Consider the following 19,550-nt stretch of genomic DNA (forward strand, 5'->3'; position numbering starts at 1 on the left):
GTTCGCTGCGCCGGCAGCAGCGTGTGGAAATCATTGTCGTCCAGCGAGCCATCCGAGCAAGCCATTTGCTGCCGATGCGGCGGTTGCGAAGGTCCCCTGCAGCAAATAACCGCCGGTGGGTGCTTCCCAATCAAGCATTTCGCCTGCGACAAACAGGCCGGGGCGGTCTTTGAGCATGAGGTTCTCGTCCAGCGCGGTCCAAGCGACGCCGCCAGCGGACGAGATGGCCCTGTCGAGGCTGGTCACCCCCACAACCTGGAGGGGCAGAGCTTTGATGCGGCCGGCAAGGGCCTCGGCGCTGTCGGGTAGCGCGGCATTCCCTTCGCGAAGGAGAGCGACGGCGACCGGATCGAGATGGGCTGCTTTGCGCAGAAAGTTCGTCAGCGTTTCGCCGGAGCGGCGGCGGCCGAGACGTTCGGCGAGAGCCGACTGCGTGAGGTCCGGTTTGAGGTCCACTATAAGTGTCGCGCTTTTGCCGTCGCCAAGTGCGGCGCGGATTTGCGGGCCGAGAGCATAGATTGCTCCGCCTTCCAGGCCGTTTGCCGTGACGACGGCTTCACCCCGGACCGTTGTCGATGCGATAGAGAGCGCAATGCGCTTTAAAGCCAGACCCTCGAAACGCGATTTGAAAACTTCAGACCACGATACGAGGACGCCGCAGTTGGCCGGCTCGAGCGGTGTGATGGCAATACCGGTGTTCCGGAACTGATTAACCCAGGCGCCGTCGGAGCCGAGCTTCGGCCAACTGCCCCCGCCAAGCGCGAAGAGCGCCGCATCGGGTGTGATCGTACGTTGGCCATCAGTCGTTTCAAATACCAGCGCGCCAGTATCGTTGAACCCGACCCAGCGGTGGCGCGGTTTAATGGAAACACCGAGGCTGTCGAGACGCCGTAACCATGCGCGCAACAGTGGCGAGGCTTTCATCGCCTTCGGAAAGACACGACCGCTCGTGCCGACGAAGGTTTGAGCATCAAGGTCGTTCGCCCAGGCGATGAGCCGCTCAGGCGGAAAAGTTTCGACGGCCATTCGGACTTCATCGGCGCTTTCGCCGTAGCGTGTCAGGAACCGTTCGAGCGGCTCGCTATGAGTCAGGTTCAGGCCGCCGCGGCCGGCGAGCAGAAACTTGCGCGCGGGCGACGGCATCCTCTCATAGATAGAGACGCGATGTCCGGCGTTCGCGATGGCCTCGGCGGCAAACAAGCCTGCGGGTCCGGCGCCGATGATGGCGACGTCCTTCGCGTCGACGGTTTTGCTCACCATGTTCCCGTGTTCGCCATCGAGGTCCACGGTTCCTGCGGTGGCAGGGACGTACCCTTCTGCAGGAGTTCGATAGAGATCAGGTCAGGGGAACGCACGAAAGCCATGTGACCGTCGCGCGGAGGGCGGTTGATCGTGACGCCTGCAGCCTGAAGTTTTGCGCAGGTCGCGTAAATGTCATCGACGAGAAATGCGAGGTGCCCGAAGTTGCGACCCGTGCCGTATGGCTCAGGGTCCCAGTTGTAAGTGAGTTCGAGCATCGGCGCTTTCTCATTCAGCGCGCGCTCTTCGTCTTCGGGGGCAGCGAGAAAGACGAGGGTGAAGCGCCCCTTCTCATTCTCCATCCGGCGAATCTCCTTCATACCGAGTGCATCGCAATAGAATTTGAGACTAGCCGCGATATCGGTCACGCGAACCATAGTGTGCAAGTAGCGCATCACTCACCTTTTGCCTGCTGTGTGATCGTCTTAGTGGTCGTGTTGCTCGCGCGAAAAATTCTTCCGTACACGCGAATGCTGCACCTCTGCCACAGTGCGTCCTGAAACGTCTTACAGCGCCCGCTCGCTCGAGATGCGCGATTTCGTCCTGCTGTGGATGAGCATTGGAGATCTTCGTTTTCGCCGTTTGGATCAGCACCATCGAAGACGCGGAAAATCAAGTGCCGATGAACGAATCACTTGGAGGTGATTCGGAGCGCGCGGCGCTATCCACTCATGTGGAGGAAAGTTTGCCGGAGATCGACGCGTGATCGAACCTGGGGAAGAATCAGGATGCTTTTTAATGACGTTTTATCATGCTCTTAGGCGAGTAAACAGGATGTGGATTCAAGCATCACAACCGACGGTCAAGGGGGATGCGCCAAAATATTGCCCCTAGTTCCAGCCAGAGCCGGTGTTATGGTTTCCCACGTTTCGCGGTGGTGTTCGGTGTTTCGTTTCTGAAGAGGGCTCTTCCAGAAGCGAGATGTTCGGCGGCACGGCGCAACGAAAGAGTTATCGTTTGACGCACAGTATATGCGGGGTAAGCAAGTATGGGGGATAATAAACGTCCCGGGCTTTCTGAATTTTTGGAAGTGGGCGGTATCAGCCCAGAAGCGCTCGACGACGCGGCAACCGAAGTTTTTGAAGTTGCCGGAATGATCAAGTGGTTCGACGCTTCCAAAGGCTACGGCTTTATTGTGCCGGACAATGGACTGCCCGATATCCTTCTTCACGTGACCTGCCTCCGGGCCGGAGGTTTCCAGACTGCCTACGAAGGCGCGCGCGTTCATTGCGAAGTTTTGCGCCGTCCGAAGGGCATGCAGGCTTTCCGCATTCTCAGCATGGATGAGAGTTCGGCGATCCATCCGTCGCAACTTCCTCAGCGCACGCATGTCATCGTGCAGCCGGAAAGCGATTGGTGCCGGGCATACGTCAAATGGTTCAACCGCGTTCGCGGTTTCGGCTTCTTGACGCGCGGCGAGGGCACGCCCGATATCTTCTGTCACATGGAAACGCTGCGCCGCTTCGGCTTCACTGAGCTGCGTCCGGGGCAGATCGTTCAGGTTCGTTGGGGTTACGGATCGAAGGGCTGCATGGCCGCGGAACTCAGGCCGGATGGCGTGCCGACGGGGCTGCCGTCTCGTAACTGACGCGAGCAAAATGGCGAATATGGTGCCGAGTTCAACGAAGGGGGCCGCGATCAGCGTGGCCCTTTTTATTTTTCCGCCGCTGTTCGTGGCAGCGTGGCCGTGGATGAACGCGTTCGTCGATCTGGTGCCGCCCGCGCATGCGAAAATGCAGCAGGACACGTTGCGGATCGTCTCCGCCGGGGGCGCCGAGCACGCGTTTACGATCGAGGTCGCGACCACCGAGAAGGAAAAAGCTCTTGGCTTGATGTTCCGGACGGAGCTCAGCGACAACCAAGGGATGCTCTTCCCTTACACCGTCGAGCGCGGCCTTCAGATGTGGATGCACAACACGTACATCCCGCTCGATATGCTTTTCATTCGCGCCGATGGCACCATTACGCGCATCGAGGAACGCGCCGAGCCGCTGTCAGACCGAGTGATCTCGTCGGGGGCGCCGGTTCTGGCTGTGCTCGAAATTCCGGGCGGCGCGTCGGCGCGCCTTGGCATCAAGGCCGGCGACAAGGTGCGTTATCCAATTTTTTCGGGTTCGTGACGCCCGCGGCTATTAGGGATGGTGTGTCCGACCAGCGGCGACTTGACCTTAACGAGCGAAAGCGGCAGATGAGAGCGCAAGTCGGGGCGTAGCTCAGCCTGGTAGAGCATCTGCTTTGGGAGCAGAGGGTCGCGTGTTCGAATCATGTCGCCCCGACCAATATTTTCTGTAGGTTCGCCGAAAGCGCATTTTCATTCTGACTTTCCGGCAGCGGCGCCGTTCTGGCTTTCGGCCTCGGAACGTTCATCATTACTTCCACTTTCGACCCAAGCGCGCCGCTTGCGAGCGGCCATCGTGCGCTGGGTTTCCGTGCGCTTGTACAGTCGCGCCGCTTCGGGCGAAGTGGCTCGCAGGACGTTCTCCGGGCGCTGGTGCCATTCGAAACAGACGAGGGGTACAGCCGCCAGGTGACGCTCTCCGGCTGCCACGAGAGTCTCGTGTAGGGCATATCATTGCGCGTCGCAGGACGCGTGCTGCCCTTCCCGTGGTCCATTTCTACTCCGACGGGAACAACTGCAGCGGCGATATCGACCGATATCGAAGTGCCCGCCGAGAACAGCGGTTCTCCTTAAACCGGCGTTAGGCTATGAAGAACGCTGTATACTTGAAAGGGGGGGATCATGCCACGATGCGAGTGTCCAGCCACCGTTCAGGCCGAGATCAGCAGTTCATTAGCGTTTGCGTATATCTGCGATCTTGTCGGCTATGAAAGTCGCGTCGATCCTCCGACCACGACGTCAAATAAGCCCCTAAGGCTCCCATCACCCCCGCTCCCGAAATGGCGTGACGTTACGATCTCTCTCGATGGCTGGTTGGCGATGGGGAACGCGGCCAAACAAAGCAGCATTTCAGAACCGCATTGCGCCCAAAACCTACCGTTCGCGGATGCTGAATAATGAACGACCATCTATTCTACCTTTTTACGTCCGTCCCGCCGCACTTAGTCGGGGATCAACTTGAAGAACAGCGCCGCATTATCGCTTCGTGGACAGCTGCAGGCTTTTCGCCGGTATCCGTCAATGGGCCATCGGAGATTGAACGGGTTCTTGCCTACGGATTTGATCTCGATATCGAGCCATGCAGCAGCGAGGGCAAGCCGCTTGTCGGCGATATTCTCGACGCCGTTCGTAAGCGATCGTGCCCGCGCGCGGGGATCATTAATTCCGATTGCGCTATTCTTCCCTATCCGAATTTAGCGGCGGTTCTGGCAGACGAATTGGAAGGCGGTCTGCTCTACGCCGAGCGCATTGATGTCGGCGGCGACGACCCTCCGTCTATCGGTAATTGTTACGGGTTTGATGCCTTCTTTTTTGATACTGCGCTGAGCCGCGGTATTGTTGATGGTCATTTCCAGCTCGGCGAAACATGGTGGGACTACTGGTTTCCGACACAGATGGCGGCTCGTGGCGCGACATTGGGGAATATTGATGTACCCCTCATCACGCACCGGAGACACACATCCAGATGGAGCCGTGAACTCTGGCGATTCAATGCGATGCGCCATTGGAGTGAGATGAAGCTAGCGATTGAGGCTAAACAGTTGCCTTCTTTTTCGACGGTCATTTGTGACGAAGAGGAAGGATACTTAACTCGTCTTGCGCCAGCTACGTTCTGCTGGCTGCAGTCTCAGAAATGGCCGCGCCCACTTTCATTTTTACCGCCGGAGTTAATCGGCCTCGAAAACATTCTGCGTGCAGGTCATTATGCCATGCACATTCGCTTGCCGGAAATCCCGGAGACGCGGCCCGCGATCGTTGCCCCTGAAGCACCCAAGAGGCCGAAGAGCATGTTGAGTCGCGCCAACCGCGCCCGGCTGCATTTCCAGCGCCGATTGTTCCGGCGAGAGGCGGCTAGCAGTCAGAATGCACGTTGATTTTTCACATTTCCTGCGTACTTTGGCAGCAGCGGGTCGCGTGTTCAAGTCATGTCGCCCCGACCAAATTGCGATCGTTCTTCGTTTGGACTTTCTCGTCATTGCGGAGCCACTATGACGGCACGGATCTTCAAACCTGCGAAAACCGCCATGCAGTCCGGCGAGGCGCGGACGAAGGAGTGGGTGCTCGAATTCGAGCCGGCCAGCGCGCGCGACATTGATCCGTTGATGGGCTGGGTGAGTTCGCGAGACATGCAAGCCCAGGTTCGGCTCGAGTTCGATACCAAGGAAGAGGCCATTGCCTACGCGACGCGCGTGGGCCTCGCCTACACGCTCAGCGAACCAAAGCCGCGCAAGCCGATCAAGAAATCGTACGCGGATAATTTCAAGTTCGGGCGGACGACCAACTGGACGCACTGATGAGTTGGTGGCGAGCGACGCGCGTTTCGCGAGCCGGTCACTCGCCGCGGGCTTGCTTTGTGACTGCGTACGCCATTGGGCGGAGTAGGCGACACCGTTTCGCGGATCCGGCCGCTCACGCAATCTCGATGGCGCATTTCGCCTATCTCTCAAAACGTCGAACCTCTCTCGCGCGGCGGCACGGTCGCTCGGTGGCGCTACACTGATGCCGTCGCCCTGGCGCAATCGCCTGATCTGGGGCGCGATGATCCTTCTTCTTGTCGTGCTTGCATTCAAGACGCGGGATCACTTCGAGATCTATTTCGCGGGCGTCGGCAAACTTGATATCCGGCCCGTTCCAGGCGACGACACGCTCTATCTAAGCTGGCGCGGAAAGATCGATGCTCCGATGGCGTCACGCATTGCGGAGGCATTCGAGCGCCATAAGGGCGAGGCGCATAAGATCATCTTGTCGCTTTCATCGCCGGGCGGGTCGCTCGATCAGGGCGCGGACGTCGCGCGGCTGCTGGGCAGGATCCGACAGACGCATTCGCTTGTCACGCTTGTGGAAACCGGCGGCATCTGCGCGTCGATGTGTGTGCCGATCTATCTGCAAGGGCAGTTGCGTCTCGCGGCGCCGGGCGCGGAGTTCATGTTCCACGAAGTGGCGTTTCGCGATTTCTTTTCCAAGAAAAGGGATAGTAGCGTGCCGGAAAAGGCGATCGGCTCCGAGACCGATCGCTTCTTCGAGAAATACTTCGAAGCTGCTGGTGTGCCGCAATCGTGGATCAATAGCGTGCGCGCGCAAATGACCGGCGGCCATGAGGTCTGGAAGACCGCTCGCGAGCTGGTCGACGAGCACGCGGACATCGTGCAGCAACTCATCTGAGGCACGGCTAAGCGTCGCGCCTGAGCAACCCTTTGGCCGGGGCCTGCCGGAGGCCCGCAAGCGAGCCCCCGACAGGGAAATTATTTTTCCTAGCGGAACAGCACGGTGGCTTTGCCAAGCGTATTCCAGACGCCCCAGAAGAATGGAATCGCGACCGCGATCCACGCTACGATGGCGCCTGGGCTCACACCGCCGAAGCCGATGCCGTGCGAACCTGTGCTGACGTTTGCCGTCGACTTCGCTGCCTGGAGCTTCGCTACTTCTGCGTCGCTCATCATCCATTTGTCGGCGACCGGGCGAATGAGCGCGTTGGCGATGAAGCCGATGAGCAGGAAACCCGCAAGGATATACATCGTGCGATCGTAGACGAGGGCGCGCGGTACACCTGCCGAGATCTGCGCGTCACGAAGATAGCCGATCACCAGTGGGCCAAGGACGCCCGCCGTCGACCACGCCGTCAATAGTCGTCCGTGGATGGCGCCGACGAATTGCGTGCCGAAGATGTCGGCGAGATATGCAGGCACCGTTGCGAAGCCGCCGCCATACATCGTCAGGATCACGCAGAACGCCGCGACGAACAGCGCGATCGAGCCGGCATGTGCGAGCGTAGGCGCCAATGCATAGAGTGCCATGCCGAGGACGAAAAAGCAGAAGTACGTCGTCTTCCGGCCGATGATGTCGGAGAGCGACGCCCACAGGAAACGGCCGCCGCTGTTGAACAGCGATAGCAAGCTGACGAAGCCGCCTGCAATTCCTGCGATGATCGTGGCTTGCGCCGGCGTCAAATCCTTGAAGGAGACGTCATTAAGGCCGATCAGCTTGCCGGCGAAGATCTCCTGCAGCATCGGTGAGGCCATCGCCAGGACGCCGATGCCCGCCGAGACGTTCATGCAGAGCACGATCCAGATCAGCCAGAACTGAGGGGTCTTGTGGGCATTATCGAGGTGGACATGGCCGTGCGTGATCAGGGCTTTGGTTTGGCTGCTTGGCGGGGTCCAGCCGTCGGGCTTCCAGCCATCCGGCGGCACGCGGTAGCCAAAGGCGCCGCATAACATTGCGATGAGGTAGATGACACCGATCACGGCCATCGACTCTTGAACGCCGACGGATTCAGCGGTCTTGAAATGGTTCATCAACAGGATGGCAATCGGCGAGCCGATCATCGCGCCGCCGCCGAAGCCCATGATGGCCATGCCGGTCGCCATGCCGCGGCGATCGGGGAACCATTTGATCAGCGTGGACACCGGCGAGATATAGCCGAGACCGAGGCCGATGCCGCCGATCACGCCCAGGCCGAGCCAGAGAAGCCACAACTGGTGGAGGTGTACCGCCAGAGCCGAAATCAGGAAGCCGCCGCCCCAGCATAATGCTGCGACGAGTCCGGCCTTGCGTGGCCCGGCGCGTTCCAGCCAGCCGCCGAACACCGCGGCGGATAATCCGAGAAACACGATGCCGAGTGTGAAGGTGACGAGGAGGTCGCTGACGCGCCAGTCGCAGGTTGTCGTGATAAGGGCCTGGGCCAGCGTCATGTCTGGACATGTCACCGGCTTTGTGATGCCGAGCGCTTGCGACAGCGGGAGCCAGAACACGCTTAGGCCATAACTCATGCCGATGCAGAGATGGATGGCGAGCGCTGCAGGAGGTACCAGCCAGCGGTTAAAACCCGCCTTGGCGATGATTCTTTCTCTATCGAGCAATCCCGGAGCGTACGGGTCTGCGGAACTGGCCACTGTCATGCGTTTATTCCCCCAGGTTTATTGGCTGCTTTGGTGCGACCGTTTTTCCGGCTTTTGTGCACCTCGGCTGCGACACAATCAACATTGCACCGCGACGAGCCCCGGAAATTCCATCCTAAATCGTGCAGGGCACAATTGCCCGGAAGGGATCGCACGGGCGTGCGTCCCGGGAAATTCGACCTTCGCCACGTGCCGTCGCAAAGGCGTTTGCTCTTGAGAAAAAATTCGCTACAAAGCGCCTTCTTCGCGACTGCCGCGGGTGTAGCTCAATGGTAGAGCAGCAGCCTTCCAAGCTGAATACGTGGGTTCGATTCCCATCACCCGCTCCAACCGCTCTCCAGGAGTAGCTGCGAAGCGGCTCCGTTAGGCGTCCTGCTCGGAGATCTCGACGCGATCGGGATAGAACGCGACGTGATCCTGGATGGCGCTAACGGCCTCGTAGGGCGCCTCATAGCTCCATACTGCATTCTCGGATGAACCGCCGGGAGCGGAGAGGCTGAAATACGAAGCGTCGCCTTTGTAGGGGCAATACGATGTGTGGGCGGACCTTTGCAGAAACTGCATATCGACATCCGTCCGAGGGATGTATTGGACGGCAGGGTAGCTCGCTTCCGTCAGGACGATCGCGTTCGTGGTGTCAGCGACGACCTTTCCCGCGAACCTGACGAGGACGCGGCGCGGATTTTTCTCAAGCGTTATTGGGTGCTTGCTGTCGGGAATAAGCCGCGCACGGTCTTTCGTTTTGATTGCTGTCATCGTTGCCTCCTTGGCATGACGTAATGAGCAGGGGGGAAAACGCAAGGGATCCTGCGGAGGTGTCATAAGCTTCCGCTCGGCGGCGCCGTAATGGCTTCGCGGATATGAGCAAGCGGAGCCGTTTGCGAGAACATCACCGTGGTTCCTGATGGCGTTACGCCCAAATCGTTCCAAAGCTTGGCAAGATCGGGTGCATAAGGTTTGTCACGCATCTTGGCGTAAAGCTCTTCCATGACCGGGTAGCCGGCTGTCTGGTCGGCGACTTTCAAGATGCGTTCGATGGGCCAGTCCTGATCGTGGGTACCGCCCGCGGCAAGGACTCCACGCATCGCCTGCTGCAACCCGACCTTGTTGTGGCTTCGCTCGCGATACGTGATGTCGGCGAGCAGGCAGAAGATGGCGCCGCCCCAATAGGTCCGACCCCAGGTGTGGGTGCGGTCGAGGCCTTCGTCCCCCTCCTGCGGCAATCCCTTCGGCATGTCCCGAACCATGTCGGCCCAGATCTTATCTGCTTTGAGATCTCCTGCCTGGACGCGGGCAATCGGCTCGACATAAACGGCCAGCCCTTCCGCGAGCCACAGGTGGTCCTGCGAGACGTCGGGTAAGGCGAGATGCACCATCTCGTGCACGGCTTTCCAATCGGCAACCAGATCGTCGTCGGTTGTAAAGTCACCGACGAGAAGCCGGATGGCAGGGCCGCGATAGCCGAACGCCTGCCCGCCTTCGACGCCTTCACCTTCAACGGGAACGATCAAGATCTTCGCGCTGGGTACGGGAAACTTCCCATAATAAGTGGTGACGGCCTTCGCCGAAGTCTTCAGCCATTTGAGAATTCGGTCGTGACTTAGGCGGAGGGGACCAGGTGCAAACGCGATCGTTTGCGTGGCTCCCCCGATATGCAACTTCGTGGCGTGGAGTTCGTCGAAGGCATCGTAGGGCATGCCGGTCCCCCGAAACGCCTGCGATGAGACCGCTGCCGGTGCCGGTGACATCGGGAAGGGGATCAGAAGTCCCGCTCCGAACAGGATCCATTGCCATGTGCGCACAGGTGTTCTCCGAGATGCATAGCCTTCCGCTGCGTGCAGAAGCTACGGACCGCGACGTGCCGGCGTTACATTGGGTTCGTCATGGGGATCTTGGGGGGGGCGACGCCTTTGACAGGAGGGCTGATCGCCAGATTCTATCCCTCGGTATGTTGCCGGATGGACTCTGCCGCCCGGCTGCTTTGAGTTGTCCTGAACGCCCGCGCATCGGTTCGAAAAAGCCGGCCGGCATCTGATGTGCGCGCATAGAAGCGCGGAAAAACAAGGGATTTTCCAAGTTCGCGACGGCGCTCTCTCCGGCGTTAGTCATCGGTATTTTTACGGATGTGCCAGTCCGGCGGGCAGCAGCCCGATGGCACCGGCCGGAATAACGCGTGCGGAGGTTCCGATCTAGCTTTCACCGAAGACGAACTCGATTGCACAGAGAAGGCGGCGTTGGTGGGCGTCATCAGCGACGGCCGATTTCCGGCTCGGGTTTGCGAGCGGCCTTGTGGCCCTGACCAGAGAAAGGTGAAGGCAATGATCAGACTTCCTGTCGCCCTCGTTGTTTCGCTCATTGCGCTCGGTGCCGCGGCGAGTGCCGCGAGTGCGCGAGGCACGTGCTCGGGTGATTTCGAAAATGTCGGCGGAAACTGGATCGCAACAAACTATTGCCAGCGTGTCCACGCCAAACACGTTGCGAGTCAGGAAGGGATGCACCTGACCTCGCATCCCGTGCTAGCCCATGACGAGACGCCGGGTCAGTTCTGTCGCGAACACGTCGACGATAATCGCACCTCGACGTACTGCTCAGAGTATAATGACTGACGGACGCGTTTGAGGTTGACTGAGAGTTTTTGAAAGCGGGTCGGCAAACTGCCGGCCCGCTTTGCGTATCGGCGCAATTCTACCAGCGCAAAAGCCCCGACAGGAGCATTCCGCCGCCGACCACGATCAACACGCCGAGCGAATACCACGTGGCCAGGAACGGGATGCCGTATTCCGTGCAGTGCAGGGAATAAATGCAGGCACCGTAGCCGCCTGCCATGAAACCTGCTGCCGCGCCGGCGACGGCGTAGTGCGTCGGGGCGAGTTGGCGAAGCGCGAGGAAAGCTGCAACCAGAAGTGGGATCGAGAGCGCAACGATTGCCCACGGACAGAACGACGAGGAACTCCCCAGCCAAAGCTGGCTTCGCTCGTCTGGCGGAGACATGAAAAATTCCATGCCCGCTGACAGCGCGACGATTGCGAAGATCGCGGAAAGCAAGGCAAAAGACGAAGTTGCTGTCGCCCCGGGCCGTCCGAGACGCTCCAATGCGAAAAGGCCTGCCGTGCCGATCATGAATGTGTAGCCAGCCTTGATCCAGAACGGCGCGGAATGCATCGCCGTGCCGAGTTCTGGCCGGAGCCCCAGCCACAGGACCATGACCGTCAGCGAAAAGATGATCGAAAGCAAAAGGCTCGCCGTGATGATCCGCGCAACCGAACCGGGCGAGGTCGGGAGGTCGGCGACAAGGCTTCTGATAAGTTGTTCTGTTCTCAATTGATGTCTACTCCGAGGGAGCGGCCGAACTTCCGCGCTGCAAAAGAGCGGACGGCGCTCATAGACGTGTCGTTTAAAAGACATTCGCGCGCGCGGACGCCGGAGTTACATCGTTCAGGCACTTTTTTGAGCACATGCGCGGAAGGGGTACGACGGCCATTCGGATGGGATCGCGAAAACGAACTCCCTTAGGCTGAGATACAACCCGAGTCGAATAGGAGGCCACCCCATTCGCCGGCAAGCGGTGCGGGTATCTCATGAGCAATGTCAGAAAAGTTGTCGGCAATCGACTCGGGCGAAAGTAACCTTCGTGCTGCTTTCAGGTCGTCTTTCGGGCGTCGGAGTTACGATTTGAAATGTTCCTCGCCTATACGGCTATTGAGAGATGACCTACTATGCTCTCAACGGTTCTTAGATGTTCCGCATTCGCATACGTCGGGGTGAGCGCTCGAATGGGTGAAAATTTTCAACTGTGGCCGGCAGGGATGTCGAGCCCGGCACGAACTGGTTGCGCGCGGCAGAATTCGCGGCTGTTTTCTCGGGTGGTCCCCATTCTTGCCGTTGCCGCGACGCTGGCTCTCTCGGGATGTGGGGACAGGAATACCTTCATCCCGCCGCCCCCGCCGAAAATCGAACTGGCGTCGCCGCTGAAACAGAGCGTGACGCGCTATCTCATGGCGACGGGCAACACGGCTGCGGTCAATACGACCACGCTCGTCGCGCGTGTTCAGGGTTTCATCCAGAGCATCGATTATAACGATGGCGACTTCGTCAAGGCGGGCAAGACGCTGTTCGTCATCGAGCAGCAGCCTTATCAGCTTTCCCTGGAGCAGGCCCAGGCCGGGTTGGCGAGCGCTGAGGCGCAAACCAAGAAGTCAAAAGCTGATTACGAGCGTCAAGTCGATCTTGCCGCCAAAAACATCTCCAGCCAAGCGACGCTCGATGCGGCGACCGCGACCTACGACGCTGCGGTCGCGGCGCAAAAGCAATCTCAGGTCAATATCGATCAGGCGCAGCTCAACCTCAGCTATACTGAGGTCAAGGCGCCGTTCGACGGCATCGTGACGGCGCGTGAGGTTTCGCTCGGACAACTTGTCGGCGCGGGAAGTCCGACGACGCTCGCAACGATCGTTCAGCTGCAGCCGATCTACGTCAACTTCTACGTCAGTGAATCGGATGTGCAGTCGATCCGCGATAACATTCGGGCGCGCGCGATAACCGCGGAAGAGCTGAAGAAAATTCCGGTCGAAGTCGGGCTGCAGAGCGAGACGGGGTATCCGCACAAGGGCACGCTCGACTACGCCGCGCCGACCATCACTGCAAATACCGGCACGTTGCTGGTACGCGGCGTTTTCCAGAACGAGAATAAATCGCTGCTGCCAGGGTATTTCGTCAGGGTGCGCGTGCCGCGCGGCAAGGACAACGATGCGCTGCTGGTGCCGGATCGGGTCGTCGGCAGCGATCAGGCCGGCCGCTACGTCTTCGTTGCCAACAAGGATGATATCATCGAGCAACGCAAGGTCGTGCTCGGACAGCAGGTGGGCGATCTGCGCGTGATCGAGAAGGGGCTTGCTCCAGATGATCGCGTCGTGATCTCCGGGCTAATGACGGTCGTGCCGGGCCAGAAGATCGAACCTGTCGTGAAGACGATCAGCGCTCCGGCGCCGGATGCGGACACCGCGCAATGATCTCAAAATTCTTCATCGAACGGCCGGTTCTCGCCAACGTCATTGCGATCCTGATGGTCGTGATCGGCGCCGTGTGCGTGTTCGAACTGCCCGTAGCGCAGTACCCGAACGTGGTGCCGCCGACCGTGTCGGTTACGACGCGATATCCCGGTGCGAGTGCGCGGACCGTCGTCGATAACGTTTCCCTGCCGATCGAGCAGCAGGTGAACGGCGTCGAAGACATGATCTACATGCAGTCATATGCTGCATCCGACGGCACCTACACGCTCACCGTCACGTTCCAGATTGGCACCGACCTCAACGCAGCGCAGATCCTGGTGCAGAACCGCGTGCAGGCGGCGATGGCATCGCTGCCGCAAGCGGTTCAAGTGCAAGGCGTCGTCGTGCAAAAGAAATCGACGTCGATTCTGCAGATTGTGACGTTGACGTCGCCGAACAGCACCTACGACAGTCTTTATCTCAGCAATTATGCGACCATCCGGCTAAAGGACGAGATTTCGCGCCTGCCGGGCGTCGGCAACGTCAATGTGTTCGGTGCCGGGCAATACGCGATGCGCGTGTGGCTCGATCCGGACAAGATGCAGGCGCGCGGGCTCGACGCGCAGGATGTGATCCAGGCGCTGCAGCAGCAGAGCGAGCAGGTGACGGCCGGGCAGGTGGGCATGCCGCCGGTTTCCGGATCACCGTCGTTTCAATATACGATCGACGTGCAAAGCCGCTTCGACGATCCTGAGCAGTTTGCGAATGTCATCGTCAAGACGGGCACCAATGGTGATCTCACGCGCGTGAAGGACGTCGGGCATGTCGTCCTCGGGGCTCAGACCTATGCGCAGTATTTCAATCTCGATGGCAAGCAGGCGGCGGGTCTTGCGATCTTTCTGACGCCGGGCGCCAATGCGCTCAACGTTGCGAAAGAAGTGTCGGACAAGATGAAAGTCCTGGCGAAGGAATTTCCCCAGGACATGATCTACCAGATCCCGTTCGATACGACGCTGTTCGTGCAACAGGCGATCGACGAGGTCTACCGCACACTGATCGAAGCGGCCGTTCTGGTCCTCATCGTTATTCTCGTCTTCTTGCAGGACTGGCGGGCGACGCTCGTTCCTGCGACGACCGTTCCGGTGACGATCATCGGCGCGTTTGCGGCGATGGCCGCGATGGGATTTTCGATCAACCTTTCGACGTTGTTCGCGATCGTGCTCGCCATCGGCATCGTCGTGGATGACGCCATCGTGGTCGTGGAAGGCGCGGCGCATAACATCGAAAAAGGTATGTCCGGCCACGACGCAGCCATCGCGGCCATGAATGCGTTGATGGGGCCGATCATCGGCATCACACTCGTTCTGATGGCGGTGTTTCTGCCGGCATCGTTTCTTCCGGGGCTGACCGGACAGATGTACGCGCAGTTCGCGCTAGTCATTGCGGCGACGGCGATGATCAGCGCCATCAACGCAGCCACGCTGAAGCCGACGCAATGCGCGCTATGGCTGCGGCGGCCGGTACCGCCTGAAGAACGCAATTTCTTTTTCCGCAGTTTCAACGCCGTCTACCAGCGGTTCGAGAACTGGTATACGAAGGTCATCGATTGGATGGTTCACCACAGCATTGCGATGTTCATCATCGCCTTGCTGATTATTTCGGGGGCCGTCTATGGCATGACCCGGGTCGCGACTGGCTTTCTGCCCATCGAAGACCAGGGCTATCTGATTGCATCGGTGCAGCTTCCCGAGGGCGCGTCGCTTGGGCGTACGCAAAACTCGTTGCAGCAGGTCGAGCAAATTGCCGACGCGGTGCCGGGCGTTGAGCGTGTCATCACCATCGCCGGTATTTCGCCGCTCGATAACAGCGCATCGCTCGCCAATGCGGGCGTTGCGTACATCATGCTGAAGGATTGGAGCAAGCGCGGCAAAGACGAGGATCTTGCCTCGCTTTACAAGAAGCTCAACGGCGAGATGGCCGCCATCGAGGATGGCGTCGTGATGGTGCTGCCGCCGCCGCCGATCCAGGGCATCGGCAATGCCGGCGGCTTCACGATGCAGATCGAGCTGCGCGACAGCAGCTTCGATCTCGTGAAACTCGGCAGCGCCGTGGATGCCGTGGTGAATGCCGCCAATACGCAGTCGGGCATTCAACGCGCGTCGACGACATTCCGTGCGACGGCGCCGCAATACAAGGTCACAATCGATCGAGCAAAAATTCAGACGTTGCTGCTGACGACGGATCAGGTGTTCCAGACGCTGGCGAGCTATCTGGGTTCCAGTTATGTCGATCAATTCAACAAGTTCGGACGCATTTTCCAGATCTACGTGCAGGCGGATGCGGATTACCGCATGGAGCCGAGTGAGATTTTGCGTCTCAAGGTGCGCAATCAGAACGGCGACATGATCCCGCTCGGAACGGTGATGAATATTACGCCGATCGTCGGACCGTCGCTCATCAGCCTTTACAACCTCTATCCGTCGGCAACGATCGTGGGCGTGCCAGCGAAGGGCTTTTCGTCGGGTGATGCGATGTCGCTGATGGAACAAGTCGCGGAAAAAACGCTGCCGCCGGGCGTTGGCTACTCGTGGACGGCGCTGTCCTATCAGGAAAAGATCGTCGGCGGTCAGATCTACTATGTCTTCGCGCTCGCCATGCTGCTCGTTTATCTGGTGCTCGCGGGACAATATGAGAGCTGGTACTCACCGCTCTCGGTGCTGTTTGCGGTGCCGCTGTCGCTGGTCGGGCCGGTGTCGGTCATGCTCGGCCTCGGCATCGACAACAACCTCTACGTCCAGATCGGTCTGGTGCTGCTGATCGCATTGTCGGCCAAAAATGCGATTCTGATCGTCGAGGTTGCGCGAGAGTTGCGTGCAGAGGGCAAGAGCATCGCTGTGTCTGCCGTCGAAGCGGCGCGCGCTCGGTTCCGTCCCATCCTGATGACGTCGTTCGCCTTCATTCTCGGTGTGGCACCACTGGTGTTTGCGACCGGCGCTGGTGCGTCGGCACGAAAATCGATCGGCATCACGGTCTTCAGCGGCATGCTGGCGTCGACCCTGCTTGCGGTGCTGTTCGTGCCCTCGATGTTCGCTGTCATCCAGCGCTTCGAAGAGTGGCGTCAGTCTCGCAAGGGGGCTCCGACCAAGGCTGCCGAGGACACACCGCCTGCGGCATAAGCTGCTGCGGCGGCCGCCAGTATGACCTCGCCGCAACTGAACCACGTTCTTGGTCGAACGTGCAATTGCTGCGAGATCGCTGGCCGGGCGATCGGACATTGCCTATTTTAGGTGAAAATGGGCGGCTAGGAGTTTGCTTTCGCAATCTCAAAACAAAGCGTAGAAGTACGTCGGGTACGAGTTCAGAGGGTATTATGGCCAAGTGGCGTCGACGTAGCGAACCGACTGAGACAGTCGAGCCGCGTCAGGAGACTTTCGATGTCCCGCGCTTCATGAAGCTTTGTGGCATGCTGGCGTCCCCCAATGAAGGCGAGCGTGCGTCAGCCGCAGCGAAAGCCTCGGAAATGCTGAAAGCGGCCAATCTGACCTGGAACGACGTCATCAAGGACGCCAAGACACTCAACGATCACATCGCGTTGGGTAATGCGCGGGAAGAGGAACAGCGGGCGCATCGGTTCTGGAAGACGAGCGGCTCGTCCGAACGCGCGAGAGCATAGTCCGCTCCAGCGCGCGCTGGCGTCCGGCGCTCTGTTTATCGTTCCGCCTCGAAGCCTTTGATGGCCCAAGCTGCGGCATGGCCGAATAGCCAGAGGGCAATCGGGGGCGCGAAAAGCAAAATCGGAACTTCGACGAAATCACCGCGCGTGGTGAGGCTGCCTTGTACGCCCTCAAGCAGCAGGTAGATCGTCCAGCCCATGATCCAGCCTGCCGAGACCAGGATCCAAACGCGAAACAGGCCGCGTTTCCAGTTCAATGGGGGAGGGGTGTCCGCCCTCAAATCGTTAGCCGCAGCCCGGCGCGGAATTCCAAAGTTCGGCATATCACCCTCCAGTCTCGAAGGACGCGGGCCGCGCCGATTCCGGCTGCGCTGCGTCCATTCCCGCCGTTCGCCCTTGTCATCGCACAAGAGAGAAAGTGCGCTGGCGGCGCGGACGTTACCACGGCCCATCCCTCTCTTGCACGCCCTACCCTGGCATAGGGAAAGCGAGCGTGATTATGTCGCCGCGATGGCATCGGGCCGCCCGGCGGGCAGATGCTACACTTTCCCGCGGAAAGATACGGTCGGGACAGCCCTTCAGTCTCCAGCGGCGCAGGACGAGCGGTACCAATGGAACAATTGACGAAACTCTCGGTCTTGGATCTCGGCGAACATTTGCTCGGATTTTACGACGGGCGCATTTCGGGCGTGCGTTATTATTCGGACGCGCCGAATTGGCTCGATGACGGAGGGTTTGCGCTCGGCATTTGCAGCTATGCCGTCGTCGATGGGGCGAGTGCGGTCGTTTACGATACGCATCTGTCAATCGCGCATGCGCGGGACATTCGCAACATTCTGGAAGCGCGTGGAGTTCGGGACATCCGCATCGTGCTGAGCCACTGGCATCTGGATCATGTCGCCGGAAACGCCGTCTTCGATGATTGTGAGATCATAGCGTGTGCAAAGACTGCGCGTCTGTTGTCCGAACATAGGGCAGCTATCGAGGCTGGAACGCACGATGGATTGCCGGCGATCGCGCCGCTGGTGATGCCGACAACGATTTTCTATGGCGGCTTGGATCTGACGTGCGGCAACGTTGGCATCGAATTACGTCCGCTCGACATCCACAGCAGCGACGGTGTGGCGATGTTCCTGCCCGGCGATGAGACTTTGCTGGTGGGCGATACGCTGGAAGACACGGTGACGTATGTCGTCGAGCCGGATCGGCTCGCGCAGCATTTGACTGATCTGGAGCGTATGTCGGCGTGGGATTTCTCGCGCATTCTGCCGAACCATGGCGCGAGGGAGCGGATCATGGGCGAGGGCTACGATCGGGGCCTGATCGAGGCGACGCAAACGTATGTCGAGCGGCTTCTTCAAGTGCCCCATGACGAGCGGTTGGCTTCGGTCGCACTGCCAGATTTTATTCCTGAAGCGCTTGCCAGCGGGGCCGTAACGTTCTTCGAACCGTATGAGGCCGTCCATCGCGGGAATGTCGCGAAGGTCCTGGTGCTTCGGCCCGAAGCATCGGCGTAAGCGAGGACGGACGATGGCAAGCGGGCCGCGCATATCGAGGAAGGGGCAGCAATTCGCGCGCAATCTCGATTGGAACCTCGTGCGGCTCTTTCTCGATATCGTGCGTTCAGGGGGGATCAGCACGGCGGCGCGGACACTGAACAAGCAACAACCGACGATCAGCGCCGGGCTGAAGCGGCTTGAAGATCATGTCGGTGCACCGCTCTTTGTGCGCTCTGCCCGCGGTGTCGCGCTGACGCCTGCCGGGCGGTCGCTTCTAAAATCCGCAGCAGAGATCGAAATTCTGATTTCCGGTATGCCGGGTGACGTCGCGCAGTCTTCGGGTCGACTGCAAGGCGTCGTGACGTTGCGCGTGATTTCGGATCTCGTCGCTCCGGCATTCGATCGGGCGATGGTGGCGTTTCATCAGGTCAACCCGGAAGTCGAAATCCGTTTCGACATTTCACCGTGGCGCGACGTGGTTTTGTCGGTGAAGGATGGCAGCGCCGATATTGGCATTGCCTGCGACGCGGCGACCGGCATGGAACTACGCCATCGACCATTGATGCGCGAATGGCAACAGCTTTATTGCGGCAAGGCGCATCCAGCCTTCGGTGCTGCGCCGGTTTCGCCAGAGAGCGTTGCCGACGAGACGTTTGTCTTGACCGGAGAAGATGAGCCGGCCGAACTTGCCGCTTTCCGCCAACGCCACCGCTTAGGTGAACGCTCGGGCGGGTCCGCCGAAACGCTGCATGAAGTCAAACGGCTCATTCAGATCGGCATCGGCATCGGCTTTCTACCGACGGTCGTCGCGGCCGAGGCCGTGGAGGCGGGCGAGCTTTGGCCGATGCTGCACCCGGACGTCCTGCCGACTTATCCGGTCTATCTTGTCACTCGCGATGAAAGCCTCAGTCCGCCCGCGCGGGCGCTTCTCGACATGATCGAAATGCACGTGAAAGACGCCGATCCGGAGGATTCGGACGAGGCATAGAGCCATAGATCAAATCTATGGCTCGTATCTGCACTCAACGGCTTCTGAGGCTCGGTCTTCGATGACAGTCTTTTGTCATCGGAGAT

General features: G+C 59.6%; 20 protein-coding genes and 2 tRNA genes. 14 read left to right on the forward strand and 8 right to left on the reverse strand.

The window, feature by feature from the left end; translation table 11 throughout:
* Positions 1-30 precede the first annotated feature (30 nt).
* Both HYP802_RS0110765 and gloA read right to left on the reverse strand, forming a co-directional pair.
* Positions 31-1,260, reverse strand: coding sequence for a TIGR03862 family flavoprotein (locus HYP802_RS0110765; RefSeq protein WP_024275711.1), 1,230 nt, complete (start codon positions 1,258-1,260; stop codon positions 31-33).
* Positions 1,254-1,694, reverse strand: coding sequence for a lactoylglutathione lyase (gene gloA / locus HYP802_RS0110770; RefSeq protein WP_013947281.1), 441 nt, complete (start codon positions 1,692-1,694; stop codon positions 1,254-1,256). The genes HYP802_RS0110765 and gloA overlap by 7 nt, the downstream gene beginning before the upstream one ends.
* A 164-nt stretch (positions 1,695-1,858) precedes the next feature.
* Between gloA and HYP802_RS23595 the strand changes: the two genes are divergently transcribed.
* The 4 genes from HYP802_RS23595 to HYP802_RS0110790 all read left to right on the forward strand — a co-directional run bounded on the left by HYP802_RS23595 (position 1,859) and on the right by HYP802_RS0110790 (position 3,578).
* Positions 1,859-2,005: a hypothetical protein gene (locus HYP802_RS23595; RefSeq protein ID WP_155831205.1), complete on the forward strand. Its 147-nt coding sequence runs from the start codon at positions 1,859-1,861 to the stop codon at positions 2,003-2,005.
* Positions 2,006-2,287: 282 nt separating this feature from the next.
* On the forward strand, positions 2,288-2,887 hold the full coding sequence (locus tag HYP802_RS0110780) for a cold-shock protein (RefSeq protein ID WP_013947282.1): 600 nt from the start codon (positions 2,288-2,290) through the stop codon (positions 2,885-2,887).
* Positions 2,888-2,942: 55 nt separating this feature from the next.
* Positions 2,943-3,419, forward strand: coding sequence for a DUF192 domain-containing protein (locus HYP802_RS0110785; RefSeq protein ID WP_035576113.1), 477 nt, complete (start codon positions 2,943-2,945; stop codon positions 3,417-3,419).
* Between the two features lie 82 nt (positions 3,420-3,501).
* Positions 3,502-3,578: transfer RNA gene (locus tag HYP802_RS0110790), tRNA-Pro, on the forward strand.
* A 32-nt stretch (positions 3,579-3,610) separates the two neighbouring features.
* On the opposite strand, the gene HYP802_RS0110795 is transcribed toward HYP802_RS0110790, so the two are convergent.
* Positions 3,611-3,847 carry a hypothetical protein gene (locus HYP802_RS0110795; RefSeq protein WP_024275712.1) on the reverse strand — a complete coding sequence of 79 codons (237 nt, stop codon included), beginning with the start codon at positions 3,845-3,847 and terminating at the stop codon, positions 3,611-3,613.
* A 467-nt stretch (positions 3,848-4,314) separates the two neighbouring features.
* Between HYP802_RS0110795 and HYP802_RS0110800 the strand changes: the two genes are divergently transcribed.
* The 3 genes from HYP802_RS0110800 (at position 4,315) to HYP802_RS0110810 (ending at position 6,580) form a co-directional block, all read left to right on the forward strand.
* The gene (locus tag HYP802_RS0110800) at positions 4,315-5,292 is read left to right on the forward strand and encodes a hypothetical protein (protein ID WP_013947285.1); all 978 of its coding nucleotides are present in this window, start codon (positions 4,315-4,317) and stop codon (positions 5,290-5,292) included.
* A 114-nt stretch (positions 5,293-5,406) separates the two neighbouring features.
* Complete coding sequence (locus tag HYP802_RS0110805) at positions 5,407-5,712, forward strand: ETC complex I subunit (RefSeq protein ID WP_013947286.1); 306 nt, start codon at positions 5,407-5,409, stop codon at positions 5,710-5,712.
* 205 nt (positions 5,713-5,917) lie between these two features.
* Positions 5,918-6,580: an ATP-dependent Clp protease proteolytic subunit gene (locus HYP802_RS0110810; RefSeq protein ID WP_013947287.1), complete on the forward strand. Its 663-nt coding sequence runs from the start codon at positions 5,918-5,920 to the stop codon at positions 6,578-6,580.
* Between the two features lie 89 nt (positions 6,581-6,669).
* Here HYP802_RS0110810 and HYP802_RS0110815 read toward each other — a convergent pair whose 3' ends face one another.
* Positions 6,670-8,316 (reverse strand): OFA family MFS transporter, encoded by a 1,647-nt coding sequence (locus HYP802_RS0110815; protein WP_013947288.1) that lies wholly within the window; start codon positions 8,314-8,316, stop codon positions 6,670-6,672.
* 255 nt (positions 8,317-8,571) lie between these two features.
* Here HYP802_RS0110815 and HYP802_RS0110820 point away from each other — a divergent pair.
* A tRNA-Gly gene (locus HYP802_RS0110820) sits at positions 8,572-8,645 on the forward strand.
* A gap of 34 nt (positions 8,646-8,679) precedes the next feature.
* On the opposite strand, the gene HYP802_RS0110825 is transcribed toward HYP802_RS0110820, so the two are convergent.
* Together HYP802_RS0110825 and HYP802_RS0110830 are read right to left on the reverse strand one after the other, a co-directional pair.
* The gene (locus HYP802_RS0110825) at positions 8,680-9,072 is read right to left on the reverse strand and encodes a DUF427 domain-containing protein (protein WP_013947289.1); all 393 of its coding nucleotides are present in this window, start codon (positions 9,070-9,072) and stop codon (positions 8,680-8,682) included.
* A gap of 62 nt (positions 9,073-9,134) precedes the next feature.
* Positions 9,135-10,118 carry a hypothetical protein gene (locus HYP802_RS0110830; RefSeq protein WP_013947290.1) on the reverse strand — a complete coding sequence of 328 codons (984 nt, stop codon included), beginning with the start codon at positions 10,116-10,118 and terminating at the stop codon, positions 9,135-9,137.
* Positions 10,119-10,634: 516 nt separating this feature from the next.
* Between HYP802_RS0110830 and HYP802_RS0110835 the strand changes: the two genes are divergently transcribed.
* Positions 10,635-10,922, forward strand: coding sequence for a hypothetical protein (locus tag HYP802_RS0110835; RefSeq protein ID WP_013947291.1), 288 nt, complete (start codon positions 10,635-10,637; stop codon positions 10,920-10,922).
* A gap of 79 nt (positions 10,923-11,001) precedes the next feature.
* Here the strand turns inward: HYP802_RS0110835 and HYP802_RS0110840 are convergent, their stop codons facing one another.
* Positions 11,002-11,637: a DUF1109 domain-containing protein gene (locus tag HYP802_RS0110840; RefSeq protein WP_013947292.1), complete on the reverse strand. Its 636-nt coding sequence runs from the start codon at positions 11,635-11,637 to the stop codon at positions 11,002-11,004.
* Positions 11,638-12,179: 542 nt separating this feature from the next.
* Between HYP802_RS0110840 and HYP802_RS0110845 the strand changes: the two genes are divergently transcribed.
* From HYP802_RS0110845 to HYP802_RS22295, 3 genes are all read left to right on the forward strand, one after another.
* Entirely contained in the window at positions 12,180-13,325 is a 1,146-nt protein-coding gene (locus tag HYP802_RS0110845) for an efflux RND transporter periplasmic adaptor subunit (protein ID WP_245261487.1), read from the forward strand.
* Positions 13,322-16,480: an efflux RND transporter permease subunit gene (locus HYP802_RS0110850; protein ID WP_013947294.1), complete on the forward strand. Its 3,159-nt coding sequence runs from the start codon at positions 13,322-13,324 to the stop codon at positions 16,478-16,480. Before HYP802_RS0110845 ends, HYP802_RS0110850 begins: the two co-directional genes overlap by 4 nt.
* A gap of 194 nt (positions 16,481-16,674) precedes the next feature.
* Entirely contained in the window at positions 16,675-16,977 is a 303-nt protein-coding gene (locus HYP802_RS22295; RefSeq protein WP_013947295.1) for a hypothetical protein, read from the forward strand.
* Between the two features lie 35 nt (positions 16,978-17,012).
* Here the strand turns inward: HYP802_RS22295 and HYP802_RS0110860 are convergent, their stop codons facing one another.
* Entirely contained in the window at positions 17,013-17,300 is a 288-nt protein-coding gene (locus HYP802_RS0110860) for a hypothetical protein (RefSeq protein ID WP_013947296.1), read from the reverse strand.
* Positions 17,301-17,588: 288 nt separating this feature from the next.
* On the opposite strand from HYP802_RS0110860, the gene HYP802_RS0110865 reads away from it, so the two are divergent.
* Both HYP802_RS0110865 and HYP802_RS0110870 read left to right on the forward strand, forming a co-directional pair.
* The gene (locus HYP802_RS0110865) at positions 17,589-18,494 is read left to right on the forward strand and encodes an MBL fold metallo-hydrolase (RefSeq protein WP_013947297.1); all 906 of its coding nucleotides are present in this window, start codon (positions 17,589-17,591) and stop codon (positions 18,492-18,494) included.
* 13 nt (positions 18,495-18,507) lie between these two features.
* Complete coding sequence (locus tag HYP802_RS0110870; RefSeq protein WP_024275714.1) at positions 18,508-19,464, forward strand: LysR family transcriptional regulator; 957 nt, start codon at positions 18,508-18,510, stop codon at positions 19,462-19,464.
* Positions 19,465-19,550 lie beyond the last annotated feature (86 nt).

The sequence above is a fragment of the Hyphomicrobium sp. 802 genome, from assembly GCF_000526135.1.
Classification (GTDB): Bacteria; Pseudomonadota; Alphaproteobacteria; order Rhizobiales; family Hyphomicrobiaceae; genus Hyphomicrobium_B.